We start from the raw sequence: 12,581 nt of genomic DNA on the forward strand, positions 1-12,581 counted from the left end.
TACGAGTACTCCGCGTCATCCCACTGGAAGAAGAACGGCATCGGATACCCGACCGCCTTCACCACCTCATACGGGATCAGACACGACCACCAGCCGTTGTAACCCGCGTCCAGCCGCCGATCCTGCCGGTTCGGCTTCAACGTCTCCTCATCGATCCCCAAAAGATCCGCCGTCTCCAGCGAATGCTCCACCGGCTTACCCGGCTCCAAACTGTTGAGATTCGCGTACTCCGCACCCACATGCAGCTGATTCGGGTGCAGCAGATTCAGCATCTGCCCACCCACGATGATCGGATTCGCCTGCCGGTTCGAAAACGCCGTCATCCGGATCACCAGATCCGGCTCCAGCAACACGTCGTCATCCATGAACAACACATTCGCGTGCTCAGTCACCGTATGCCCGGCCACCTCATACAAGCCCCGCGTGAACCCCCCGGCACCACCCAGGTTCGGCTGCTTGATGTAATGCAGCTTCTCCCCCAGATCCTTCGCGACCTGCGCGAACCCGTCCCGCGACTCCACCAGATCACTGCCCTGATCAGCCACATAGATCGCATCCAGCGTGTCCAGCGACGACACATCCGCCGCCAGCGCCCGCAGGTTCTTCAGACAGTCATCCGCACGGTTCATCGTGCAGATCGTCACCGCGGTCGGCCGGATCTTCTCCGGCGCCTCCACCGTCCAGCGGACCCGCTCCACCCGCAGCGTCTGCCCGCCCTCGGTCTCTATATCCAGCCACAACGCGCCACCGTCGTAGAACTTGTCCAGCTTCGCCGTCAACGTCACCAGCTGCTGCTCGGCGCCCGCGACCTGCTCAGCGGTGATCACCCGCGGCTCACCCTCGACATCCGAGGCACCCATCGACAGCTGACCGTCCCCGGACACAACCGCCTCGACCGACACCTCGGTCACCGTCGTCCACCGCTGCCAGTAACTGGCCGGGAACCGCCCGAAATACGTGTTCCCCGACACTCGCGACGACGGCTCCACCGTCACCCCACCACGATCCCGCACCGCCGAGCCCCACTCCAGCTCCGCATACAAATCCTTGCTCACAATCGGAGCCGGACCCGCATACAACCCACGCTGCGCGGTCAACCTGCCCTGCGGTGCGCGCTCGGTCAGTCGCGGCTCGCCCGCGCTCTCGGTGATGAGGGAAGCGTTGCCACGCATGGTTTTCTGGGCCCTTCGTACGCTGCTCGGTGCGGCTGGTTCGGGAACGTCGACAGGTCGGCCCCCGGCCCGTCCGGCCGGGGGCGAGGTTCTCGTGGCGGCTGCGGCGAAATCGGTCAAGGCCGTCAAACCTCACGAACCAGGGTGAAATGGCCGACGCCCTTGGTCGCCGAGTACACCTGCCAGCTGTCCGGCCCGGAGGCCGGGCCCGACTCGTAACGCAGCCGGTAGTCGACCTTCCGCGGTGTGTGCGAGCGGTCGAACCAGTGGTAGTTCACCCGCAACGCCGTCCGCATGACCGGGCCCGCCGCGGCGATCTGGTCGTTCACCAGCCCGACGACCTGCCCGCGGTCGGAGAACACGTCGAGGATGGCGCAGTCGCAGTAGTAGGCGAGGGTGCCGATCTCCCCGGGACTCGCGACGGTCGCGCCGTTCAGCCGCTTCCCCAGTTCCTGGCCGACCCTCGCGTAGTCCTGGGCGCTCGCCCAGTTCCCGAAGATGACCGGCGACCGCCACGGCACCCCCTGTGCGCCGTCGACCCCGGCCAGCGCCAGCGTCAGCACGCCGACCAGGCCGAGCGCGGCCAGCGGTGGTCCACGCCGCAGCGTCGGACGTTCCCTGGCCCGGCCCTGCCACACCCCGAACGCCGCCACGGCGAACGCGCCCGTCGCGACCACCGGGGTCACGTAATACCAGTGGTAGGGACCGACATCCAGCAGCGAGTACACCACGTAGCTGACGACGCCGCCGGCGCCGAGCGCGGCGACCGGGCCCAGTGGCGGCACCTCCGGCCAGCGCACGGCGAACCGGGCCGCGGCCCACGCGGCGAGCGCGAGCACGCCGAGCACGGCGGGCGCGAAGGCCAGCAGCACCACGATCGGCCGGCCGAGCGCGTACATGACCGGCCCGTTCACATAGCTCCACGGGGCGAACAACGAGGCCTGCGACTGTTTGATGACCAGCGTGTCCGGGACGAACGAACCGAAGGCGAACCAGCTGAACAGGAACCACGGCGCCGCGACGGCGACCGCGGCCACCAAAGCGAGCCAGGCACGCCGCCGGATCGATGCCGCGCTCGCCGCGATGAGCACGACGAACACCACTAGGTCGAGCCGGGTGAGCACAGCGAGACCCGCGGCGGCGCCGTAGAGGATCGGCCTGCCCTCGACGGCGAAGACCGTGAGCAGCATCAGCACGGCCGGGATGAGCAGCACTTCCAGCCCGAAGGCGGACAACAGGAACGGGTTGACCAGCACCAGCACGACGCCGAGCAGCCCGGCCGCGGGCGGGATCCGCAGCGCGCGGACGAGACGCAGCCACGACCAGCCGAGCGCAGCACCGGCGGCGACGGTCAGCGCACCGAGCGCGAGCACCGGATGCGGCGCGCCGGAAACCCTTGTCACCAGCGTCAGCGCGCCGAGCAGCAGCACGTTGAGCGGCGAGGTGGCGGAATTGGCCGGTTCGCCGGGAACCAGCCCCCATGTGCCGTGCATGGCGAGATTCTTGGCGTAGGACAAGGTGATGTACGCGTCGTCGGTCAAACTTCTGCGTACCAGAAGGAAAGTCACGACGCCCAGCAACGCGGCGACCACCGGGAGCCACCGGCCCACGGCTGTCGCGGCATGAGCACCGGCAAGATCTTCCTCGCTGACGTGCGTTTTCCGCTGTGTGGCGCCACCGGCGATCGCCCCGGCCGCCTGCCCTACCGACATGACTAGGGGACCATAGTGGCCATTCGTTACGAGCGCGCTACGGGCCTGTTATTTCACGGTCCACAGTGGTCCGCCTTACCTCGACGTTCCATCATGCGGAATCCGCCGTCAAGCCGAGAGAGCGCTTTCGCCCCATCGAGCGACGCCGGGATCACCAGGGAACCGGGGTACCGCCACGCCCGACTACCGACGCGAAACCCGTTCCCGTATCAAGGAGTGCTACCGTGCGGCATATCGCGACGTTCTGTGGCAAGTGTGACTGCGGCTGCCCCGAGCTGTTCCTCGCCGAGGACGCGCCACCGGAGCGCGCGGTGGTGCTCACCGACGACTTCGGCCAGAAGGTCGAGATGAGCCGCGAGCAGCTCGACGTGTTCGTCGCCGACATCAAGTCCGGCGTGCTCGACGGCGTCCTCACGCCCGCCGCCGCGCAGTGACCGTGAAGCTCCACTGTGGACACTCATGTCCACAGTGGAGCTTCAGGCGGCCAGCGCGTGCGCGAGGTCGGCGATCAGGTCGCCCGCCCCTTCCAGGCCGATCGACAGGCGGATCAGGCCCGGCGTCACCCCGCTCTCGCGCTGCTGCCGTTCGTCCAGCTGCGCGTGCGTGGTGGAGGCCGGATGGATCACCAGGCTGCGCACGTCGCCGATGTTGGCGAGATGACTGAACAACGACAGCCGGTCGACGAACCGGCGTCCGGCCTCGACACCACCGCTCAGCTCGAACGCCACCACCGCACCGGCACCGAGCGGGAGATAGCGCTTCGCCGCGTCGTACCAGGTGTTCCCGGGCAGCCCGGCGTAGTGGACCTGCTCGACCGCGGGGTGCTCCGCCAGCCATCGGGCCACCTCGGCGGCGTTGCGGACATGCCGTTCCATCCGCAGCGAGAGCGTCTCGATCCCTTGCAGCAGCAGGAAACTGTTGAACGGGGACACCGCGGGCCCCAGGTCACGGACGAGCTTGGTGCGCAACCGCAGGCTGTAGGCGAGTTCGCCGAACTCCGAGGCGAAGACCAGGCCGTGGTAGCTCGGGTCCGGCCGGGTGAGCTGCGGCCAGCGGTCCGGTTCGGCGGCGAAATCGAACTTCCCGCCGTCGACGACGATCCCGCCGATGCCGGTTCCGTGTCCGGAAAGGAACTTCGTGGTCGAATGCACCACGATGTCCGCGCCGTGTTCGAGCGGCCGGGCCAGATACGGCGTCGGCACGGTGTTGTCGACCACCAGCGGCACACCCGCCGCGTGCGCGACCTCGGCGACCGCGGCGACGTCGAGCACGTTGCCCAGCGGATTGCCGACGCTCTCGGCGTAGAGCGCTTTGGTGTCCGGCCGGATCGCGGTACGCCAGGCGGCCAGGTCGTCCGGGTCGCGCACGAAGCCGACCTCGATGCCGAGCTCGGCGAACGTGTACGCGAGCAGGTTGTACGTCCCGCCGTAGAGTGCCGAGGCGGCGACCACGTGGTCACCGGCTCGCGCGAGGTTCAGCAACGCCAGCGTCGACGCGGCCTGGCCGCTGGCGACCGCGACCGCCGCGACACCGCCCTCCAGATCGGCCAGCCGCTCCTCGACGACCGCGGTGGTCGGATTGGACAGCCGGGTGTAGGCGTGCGATTCGAGATCACGCAAGGCGAAGGCGTCCGCGGCGTGCTGCGAATCCGCGAAAGTGAACGACGTGCTCTGATACACCGGCGTCGCACGGGCCCCGGTCGTCGGATCGGGCCGGGCACCGGCGTGGATCTGCCGCGTCTCGAACGACCAGTCGTCGCTCATGCGATCGACTCGCTCCGCGAGACAGTGTCTGATTCCTTTTGGCGCATGATAACCATGATTCGCTCGCAAGCGTCGCTCATGCGCGGTCGGCCAAGACATTGCCCCACCAGCGTTCGGCGACCTTCGGATGTGAACGCAGCCAGCCGACCAGCGCGTTCTCCCCGTACGCCGCGAGGAGCGGATTGTCCTTGTCGTCACTGATCCCGCGAGCGCCGGCGGCCAGCTCCGGCGGCAACCGCAACGGTTCGACGACCGCGTCCAGCCGGGGGCCGAGGAAGAACGGCACCGAGAACCGCTCGACACCGGAGGGCGGGCTCACCACCCGATGGCGGGTGGCCGTCAGGTAGCCCCGCGTCGCGATCTCCAGCATTTCGCCGATGTTGACCACGAAGCTGCCCGGGATCGGGGTCGCGTCGATCCAGCTGCCGTCGGCCGCTTGGACCTGCAGGCCGCCGACCTCGTCCTGCTGGAGCAGCGCCAGGTAGCCGTAGTCCTTGTGCGCGCCGACGCCCTGGTCGGCGTCTTCCGAGGGACGGCCGGGGTAGCGGATGATCTTCACGTGGGTCGCGGCTTCCTCGTCGAACCACGCGTCGAAGTAGTTCTCCTCCTGGCCCAGCGCGGCGGCGAGCGCGCGCAGGACCTCACGGCTGACCCGCAGCGCCTCGGCCTGCCAGGCCAGCGTCGTCTCCCGGAGTTCGGGCAACGCTTCCGGCCACTGGTTCGGCCCGATCAGCCCGCGCCACGCCGGTTCGCCCGGCCCCGGCTCGACCGGCGCCCGCTCCGGCCCGATGTCGAGCTGTTCGCGCCAGTCCGGGGAGCCGCCGGTGTACTCGTGCCCGGTGCGCGTGTAACCGCGGAACTGCGGCGAATGGACGTTCTCGATCTCCAGCCGCGCTTCGACCGGCAACGCGAAGAACCGCTTGGCCACGTCGAAAATGCCGGTCGTCAGCGTCTCAGGCACACCGTGCCCGACGACGTAGAAGAACCCGACCTCGCGGGCGGCACGCCTCAGCTCGTCGAGGAAGGCGGCGCGATCCGCGGCGGGATCGCGGAACTTCGAGATGTCGATCAACGGCAGCGCGGTCACGTTGCCGAGCGTAGGCCCCGCCCCGGTGCCTGGACCGGTGATCTCATATCGCGGGCGGTGCCTTACGCCGAAGGTGGTACCCGGACCGCCAGGACCTCGGCCTTGCGGCGCACCGCGAACCCGAGCGACTCGTACAGCCGGATCGCGGTGGTGTTGGCCGCGGTCGTGTGCAACATCGGGGTTTCGCCCCTGCCGCGGATCCCGGCGGCGACGGCGAGGACGAGCCGCGTCGCCAGGCCCTTGCCGCGGTACGCCGGATCGGTGCAGACCGCACTGATCTCGGTCCAGCCCGGTGGGTGCAGCCGCTCACCAGCCATCGCGACCAGCGCCCCGCGATGCCGGATGCCGAGGTACGTCCCGAGTTCGACGGTGCGCGGGAGGAACGGGCCGGGCTGGGTGCGCCCGACCAGGTCCAGCATCTCCGGGACGTCGGCGGGACCGAGCCGGATCGCCTCGGGATCCTCCGCGGGCGTCAGGCCGGCGTCGACGAGCTGCACCCCGTGGATGTGGTCGACCACCTCCCAGCCGTCGGGCGGGATCAGTTCCCCGTCGGGGAAGGCGATGGCGGCGACCTGGCCGGGCCCGGCCAGCCCGGCGAGGTCGTGCCAGATCCGCTCGCCGGGTTCGCCGGGTACCGCGTAGAACGGCACGACGTCGGCCGGGTACCGCAGCGCCTGGCCGTGCCGCTGCGCGAAGCGGGCGTGCGGGCCGGTCAACGACGCCCAGGTCGGATTGTCCAGTGGCGAAGCCGGAGTCATGCTCCGAACATACGCCGGCGAACGTCGGGCACCGCGAGGTTTGCCCTACAAGGACACGAACTCTGTCCCGGTGGTGAACTCCGCCAGCGCGTCCGGTAGCGGCTCGACGCCGATGCCCGGCGCGGCCGGGACCGGCAGATACCCGTCCTGGAGCACGAACGGCGTCGTGATGTCCGTGCGGAAGTACCGATCCGACGCCGACGTGTCGCCCGGCAGGGTACAGCCCGGCAGCGCGGCGACCGCGAGGTTCGCGGCCCGGCCCAGCCCGGTCTCCAGCATCCCGCCGCACCACACCGCGACGCCGTGGGCCGCGCAGACGTCGTGGACGCGCTTCGCCTCCAGGTACCCGCCGACACGGCCGGGCTTGATGTTGACGATCCGGCAGGCGCCCATGCTGATCGCGGCGGCGGCCGCCCGTGCCGAGGTGATCGACTCGTCGAGGCAGAGCGGGGTCTCCAGGTGCCGCGCGAGTTCGGCGTGGCCCAGCACGTCCTCCTCGTCCAGCGGCTGTTCGACGAGCAGCAGCCCGAACGCGTCCAGCTTCGCGAGCTGCCGGGTGTCGGCGAGGGTGTACGCGGTGTTCGCGTCGACCTGCAACAGCACGTCGTCGCCGAAGCGCTCCCGCACCGCCCGCACCGGCTCGACGTCCCAGCCGGGCTGGATCTTCAGCTTGATCCGCTGGTAGCCGGTGTCCAGATAGCCGTCGACCGCCTCCAGAAGTTCGGGGATCGAGTCCATGATCCCGACCGAAACGCCACACGGCACCCGCTCGCGATCCGCGCCGAGGTCCGCGGCGAGCGACACGCCCCGTGCGCGCAGTTCGGCGTCCAGCACGGCCATTTCCAGCGCCGCCTTCGCCATCCGGTGCCCGCGGAACGGCTCGAGCACGGGCGCGACCCCTGCCGCCGTGACGTCCCGGCCCGCCAGCGCGGGCAGGAAGAACCGGCGCAGCACGTCGGCGCAGCCGTCGAGATACTCGGAGGAGTAACGCGGTTCGGCCATCGCGACGCATTCGCCCCAGCCCTCACCCTCGTCGGTGACCACCCGCAGCAGCAGCACCTCCTTGGTGGTCTCCGTCGCGAACGACGTCCGGAACGGCGCCACCAACGGCATCCGGACCCGCCGGAACTCGATCCCGGTGAGTTTCACGCGTCCTCCTGTGTTTCGAGTGTTTCCGCGATAAGCGCGGCGACGAGCGCGGTCCGTTCGGGCAGTGCCGAGACCACGACGTGTTCGTCGTCGGCGTGCGCGCCGCCGCCGACCGCGCCCAGCCCGTCCAGCGTCGGGGTGCCCGCCCCGGCGGTCAGGTTCCCGTCCGAGCCACCGCCGACCGCGACCCCGGTGATCGGCCCGATGCCCAGTTCCCCGCCGAGCCGTACCGCGCGGGCGAACAGCTCCTCCGACGCCGACAGCGGCAGTGGCGGCCGACGCGGCCCGGGGACGATTTCGACCTCCGCACCCGGCAACACCGGTCGCAGCGCGCGGATCGCGGTGTCCACACGGGACTGTTCGGCCGGTTCGCGCACCCGCACGTCCACCATGCAGGCGCCTTCGGCCGGGACGGTGTTGCCGGTGGTGCCCGCGCCGAGCACGGTCGGGGTGACCGTGGTGCCCGCGGCCGGGTCGGCGAGCGCGGCCACGGCGAGGATCTGATGGGCCAGTTCGACGGTCGCGTTGATCCCGCGCTCGGGTTCGAGCCCGGCGTGGGCGGCTCGCCCCCGGACACGGATTTCGTACTGGGACACGCCTTTCCGCGCCGTCTTCAAGGCGCCACCGTCAGCCGCGGCCTCCAGCACCAGCGCGGCGGCGCAGCCGGTGGCCTCGTCCCGGATCAGCTTCTCCGAGGACGGCGAGCCGAGTTCTTCGTCGCCGGTCACCAGCACCGTCACCCCGGACGGGTCAGGCAGCGAAGCGACGGCGTGGAAGCCCATCACCACGCCCGCCTTCATGTCGAAACACCCGGGGCCGCGCAGGATCCCGCCCTCGACGCCGAAGGGATGGGTCCGCAGCGAGCCCAGCGGCCACACGGTGTCGTGATGGCCCAGCACAAGCACCCTGGGCGGTCCGTCGCCGAGCCGCCAGCGCAGGTGCGTTCTCCCTTCGACGACGATGCGTTCGGCCGGGACGCCGAGCAGCCTGTCGCCCAGCTCGGCCACCAGCTCCGCGCTGTGCGCCACGGCGCCGAGGTCGGCGGACGGGGACTCGCGGCACACCAGCCGCTCGAGGTCGGCCAGCATCGCGGGCAGCGCGTGCCGGAACACCTCCGGCGCGACTCGGTCAGTCATCCTTCTCCTCACCGGGTTTTCGTGGCTCAGCGGGGCCCGTTCGTACGGTGTCACACGGTGAGGCCGAACCCTTCGTGGAGCGGCACAAGAATCGCCGGCCACATTCGTGGCGGCGCACGACCCATTCCCCCGGTTCCGCCTCGTAGCGTGCTCAGCACATCGCCGGAGGGAGCAAGGTGTCCACAGTAGACTTCGAGGCCGTGGCATGACCGTGGCGCACCGGGACGCGAAGCAGGTCGCGGCCGACACGGCGGCCGCGGCGGGCATCCGGATCCGGGAACTCGGCGAGCCGGCCGAACTGCGGGAGCTGAACGAGCTGTTCCGGGGCATCTGGCGGCCCGATCCCCGCAACCCGCCCATCACCGAGGAACTGCTGCGGGTGCTCGCGCACACCGGCAACTACGTCGGCGGCGCGTTCCTCGACGGCGGGCTCGTCGGCGCCGCCATCGGCCTGTTCGCCGAACCCGCCGGGTACGCACTGCATTCGCACATCACCGGCGTCGGGGCCCTGGCACGGGGACGTTCGGTCGGCTTCGCGCTCAAACTGCACCAGCGGGCGTGGGCGCTGGAGCGCGGGCTGGCGCGGATCACCTGGACGTTCGACCCGCTGGTCCGCCGCAACGCCCACTTCAACCTCGTCAAGCTCGGCGCCCGCCCGGCGGAGTACCTGCCCGACTTCTACGGCCCGATGGACGACCACATCAACGGCGGCGGCGCCACCGACCGGCTGCTGATGTCGTGGGAGCTGGCCGCCCCGGACGTCGAAGCCGCGGCGACCGGGCACCCGTGCTTCGCGCAGCCGGTCCCCCACGCCGAATGCGCGCTGGCGAACGAGGACGGCAGGCCGGAGCCGAGGGAGACCGGCGCGTCCGTCGTGCTGGTGGACACCCCGGCCGACATCGAAGGGTTGCGCCTCGCAGACCCGGCGTGCGCCGCGCTGTGGCGGGAACGGATGCGCGCGGCGCTGAGCGGCCGGATGGCCGGGGGCGCCGCGATCACCGGCTTCACCAAGGACGGGAAGTACGTACTGGAGACGGAGGACTGACGCCGCTCAGGCACCGCGAACGAAGGGGGGCGCCACACCGAAATCCGGAGGTTCACCGATGAATCCAGCGCCCGTCACCGAGGACTGGACGCGGAGCAGAATCCGCCGCACCGCCAGCCTGACCATGATCATCCTGCTGCTCGCCTGGTCGATCGACTACATCGACCGGTTCGCGATCGGCATGGCCCTGCCCTCGATCGGCGCCGAGTTCGGGCTGAGCAAGACCCTGCAGGGGCTGCTGGTCACCACGTTCGCCGTGGTGTACCTGGCCTGTCAGGTCCCGGCCGGGTTCCTCGCCGACCGCTTCGGGTCCCGCAAGCCGATGCTCGTCACGCTCGTGCTGTGGTCCGGGTTCACCGCGCTGACCGGCCTCGCCGGCACGTTCGGCGTCCTGCTCGCGATGCGGGCGCTGTTCGGGATCTCGCAGGGCTGCTTCCCCGCCGCGTCGTTCAAGGCGGTCGCCGAGCGGACCACCCCGGACCGGCGGGCGACGGTCACCGGCGTCATGCTGGCCGCCAGCGGCGTCGGGCCGGGCATCGCGCCACTCATCGTCGCCCCGCTGATCGCCGCGGTGGGCTGGCGGCACACGTTCCTCTGGCTGGCGCTGGGCGGGGTCCTCATCGGCGTGCTGCTGTGGAGCCTGCTGCCGAAGCCGTTGCCCGCCCGGCTCAACGCCACTGTCGACAACGCGCCGCCGGTCTCCGCGTCGCGGCGGGAAGTGCTGCGGTCGCCGCAACTGTGGAAGTTCGCGGTGCTGTTCTGCTCGATGAACATGCTCGCCTACGGCCTGATCACCTGGGTGCCGAGCTACCTGCTGGAGGCCCGGCACGTGTCGATGGCCCAGACCGGGGTGCTCTCGGCGATCCCGATGCTGGTCACCGTGGTCACCACGATCCTCGGCGGCTGGCTGTTCGACCGGTTCTTCGCCCACCGCACGCGGTGGTTCCTCGCCTCGATCACGCTGGGGACCGCGGTGCTGCTGGGCTTGATGACGGCCGCGGGCACCACGGTGGAGTTCACCGTGTACGAGACCCTCGCGATCGGGCTGTCCGGGCTGAGCACGATGTGCGTTTTCGGCCTGCCGCTGCGGGTGCTGCCGCCCGCGCTCACTGGGACCGGGATGAGCGTGCTGAATTTCGGCGGCCAGGTCGCGGGCGCGAGCGCGCCGCTGCTGATGGGCTGGCTGGCCGACACGTTCTCCTACACCGCGGCGTTCGGCCTGCTGATCTTCACCACGGCGCTCGCAGCGATCTTCGCCTTCTGGGTCCCGCAGCGGCCCGAGCAGTTCCGGCTCGGCCGTGCCGGGCGGCAGGGTGAAGGACTCGGCCAGGGCGCCGCCGTCCCCGCCCCGTGAACGGTCCGCAGGCCTGCCCGGTCCCCATCGGCCGGGCAGGCCCGCGGAGGTCAGCCGGTGATGTTCTTCAGGCGGTGGGCCTTGAACTGACTGCCCGCGTCGAGCCCGTAGGTGAGCTCGCGGTGGTCGGTGCCGTAGCCGCCGCGCTGCTCGTACGCCCAGTACTTGGTGTGCTGCGCGTTGGACCACTTCTCGAAGATCACCACGTGCCGGGTGTTGTGGTCACCGATGGCGTCGATGAACAAGTCGCCCATCTTCATGTCGTTCTTGTTGATCGGGACCGACACCTTGCTCCCGGCCAGTGCGACGGTGTTGGGTCCCGGCTTGGCCAGCCCGGCGGCCATGGACACGTAGCCGGAGCAGTCGGTGCGGTAGCCGTCGTGCGTCTTGTTCTGGTCATAGCGGACGCGCTCGGCGGTGTGCGGGTGCCAGGTGGTGGCCCGCTTGATCATCTCGCCGCGGCTGACGGTGAGCGCGGCGGGGACCGCCGGGGCGGCCTCGGCGGCGACCGCGGCCGACTCTCCCCCGTCGACACCGCCGGGAGCCGCCTGTGCCACGGCCGGGGCGCAGAGAACCAGCCCCGTCGCGGCCATGGCGACCGCGCATCTCGTCCATACGGCCATATCGATCCTCCTCTTGTCTGCGGCGACTCTCGCGCGACGGACCCAGTTCAGCGCACCGCGGGCCGCCGCACCAGGGGATGTCAGCCCGTCGCGCGGACGATCACCTGACCGGGTCGCGCGAATCGGTGTCGCGCAGTATCTTCCGATTGAACATGAAACTGCTTCGGCATTTATCGACGGCCGAGGAGGCTCGCATGAAGCGCGTCCGGACTCCCCTCGTGGCCACCCTCGCGGTGGCCGGGCTGCTCGCCACGCCCGCCACCTCCTCCGCGACCCCGGCGACGGCACAGGCGGGTCTCCCGCCGTACGCGACCTGGATCGCCGACGTCACCGTGATCACCGACCAGGCCGCGAGCTACCTGACCCAGCGGCTCCCCGGCGCCGGCCGTCCCGCGATCGTCCTGGACATCGACAACACGTCGCTGGAATCGACCTACCACCCGTCACTGGCCGACGTTCCCGCGCTGGCCCCGACGCTGCGGGTCACCCGGCTCGCCGGAGAGCGCGGCGCCACGGTGTTCTTCGTGACCGGCAGGCCGAAGCTGGGTGACGCGGTGACCCGGCACAATCTGGACGAGGCGGGCTACCGGTACGCGGGTCTCTACCAAACGGACCTCCCGGACCTGCTCGATCTGCAGAAGTTCAAGACCACCGCCCGCGCCGACATCGAGGCCAAGGGCTACACGATCGTCGCGAACATCGGCAACAGCGCCTCCGACCTCGCCGGCGGCCACGCCGAACGCACCTTCAAACTGCCCGACTACGACGGCAAACTCCCGTGA

The 12,581-nt window shown here is 70.2% G+C and carries 12 protein-coding genes; 4 read left to right on the forward strand and 8 right to left on the reverse strand.

Features of this window, described 5'->3' with window-relative positions; genetic code table 11:
• Both ACFW0G_RS32960 and ACFW0G_RS32965 read right to left on the reverse strand, forming a co-directional pair.
• A partial coding sequence (locus ACFW0G_RS32960; RefSeq protein ID WP_378329364.1) for a glycosyltransferase occupies positions 1 to 1,172 on the reverse strand: 1,172 nt, incomplete at its 3' end.
• A 125-nt stretch (positions 1,173 to 1,297) separates the two neighbouring features.
• On the reverse strand, positions 1,298 to 2,884 hold the full coding sequence (locus tag ACFW0G_RS32965; protein ID WP_378329365.1) for a hypothetical protein: 1,587 nt from the start codon (positions 2,882 to 2,884) through the stop codon (positions 1,298 to 1,300).
• A gap of 224 nt (positions 2,885 to 3,108) precedes the next feature.
• On the opposite strand from ACFW0G_RS32965, the gene ACFW0G_RS32970 reads away from it, so the two are divergent.
• The gene (locus ACFW0G_RS32970) at positions 3,109 to 3,318 is read left to right on the forward strand and encodes a hypothetical protein (RefSeq protein WP_378329366.1); all 210 of its coding nucleotides are present in this window, start codon (positions 3,109 to 3,111) and stop codon (positions 3,316 to 3,318) included.
• A gap of 42 nt (positions 3,319 to 3,360) precedes the next feature.
• Here the strand turns inward: ACFW0G_RS32970 and ACFW0G_RS32975 are convergent, their stop codons facing one another.
• From ACFW0G_RS32975 to ACFW0G_RS32995, 5 genes are all read right to left on the reverse strand, one after another.
• A complete protein-coding gene (locus tag ACFW0G_RS32975) occupies positions 3,361 to 4,647 on the reverse strand; it encodes a bifunctional o-acetylhomoserine/o-acetylserine sulfhydrylase (protein WP_378329367.1) in 1,287 nt (428 codons plus the stop codon).
• 76 nt (positions 4,648 to 4,723) lie between these two features.
• On the reverse strand, positions 4,724 to 5,734 hold the full coding sequence (locus ACFW0G_RS32980; protein WP_378329368.1) for an isopenicillin N synthase family dioxygenase: 1,011 nt from the start codon (positions 5,732 to 5,734) through the stop codon (positions 4,724 to 4,726).
• Between the two features lie 62 nt (positions 5,735 to 5,796).
• Complete coding sequence (locus tag ACFW0G_RS32985) at positions 5,797 to 6,492, reverse strand: GNAT family N-acetyltransferase (RefSeq protein WP_378329369.1); 696 nt, start codon at positions 6,490 to 6,492, stop codon at positions 5,797 to 5,799.
• 45 nt (positions 6,493 to 6,537) lie between these two features.
• Positions 6,538 to 7,641 carry an o-succinylbenzoate synthase gene (menC, locus tag ACFW0G_RS32990; RefSeq protein ID WP_378329370.1) on the reverse strand — a complete coding sequence of 368 codons (1,104 nt, stop codon included), beginning with the start codon at positions 7,639 to 7,641 and terminating at the stop codon, positions 6,538 to 6,540.
• A complete protein-coding gene (locus ACFW0G_RS32995) occupies positions 7,638 to 8,729 on the reverse strand; it encodes a M20/M25/M40 family metallo-hydrolase (protein ID WP_378329429.1) in 1,092 nt (363 codons plus the stop codon). The genes menC and ACFW0G_RS32995 overlap by 4 nt, the downstream gene beginning before the upstream one ends.
• 253 nt (positions 8,730 to 8,982) lie before the next feature.
• Between ACFW0G_RS32995 and ACFW0G_RS33000 the strand changes: the two genes are divergently transcribed.
• Positions 8,983 to 9,822 (forward strand): GNAT family N-acetyltransferase, encoded by an 840-nt coding sequence (locus ACFW0G_RS33000; RefSeq protein WP_378329371.1) that lies wholly within the window; start codon positions 8,983 to 8,985, stop codon positions 9,820 to 9,822.
• 58 nt (positions 9,823 to 9,880) lie between these two features.
• Positions 9,881 to 11,176: an MFS transporter gene (locus ACFW0G_RS33005; RefSeq protein ID WP_378329372.1), complete on the forward strand. Its 1,296-nt coding sequence runs from the start codon at positions 9,881 to 9,883 to the stop codon at positions 11,174 to 11,176.
• A 50-nt stretch (positions 11,177 to 11,226) separates the two neighbouring features.
• Here the strand turns inward: ACFW0G_RS33005 and ACFW0G_RS33010 are convergent, their stop codons facing one another.
• A complete protein-coding gene (locus ACFW0G_RS33010) occupies positions 11,227 to 11,799 on the reverse strand; it encodes a hypothetical protein (protein WP_378329373.1) in 573 nt (190 codons plus the stop codon).
• A gap of 194 nt (positions 11,800 to 11,993) precedes the next feature.
• Here ACFW0G_RS33010 and ACFW0G_RS33015 point away from each other — a divergent pair, with 194 nt between their 5' ends.
• Positions 11,994 to 12,581, forward strand: coding sequence for an HAD family acid phosphatase (locus ACFW0G_RS33015; RefSeq protein ID WP_378329374.1), 588 nt, complete (start codon positions 11,994 to 11,996; stop codon positions 12,579 to 12,581).

This window comes from Amycolatopsis sp. NPDC058986 (assembly GCF_042741125.1).
GTDB lineage: Bacteria > Actinomycetota > Actinomycetes > Mycobacteriales > Pseudonocardiaceae > Amycolatopsis.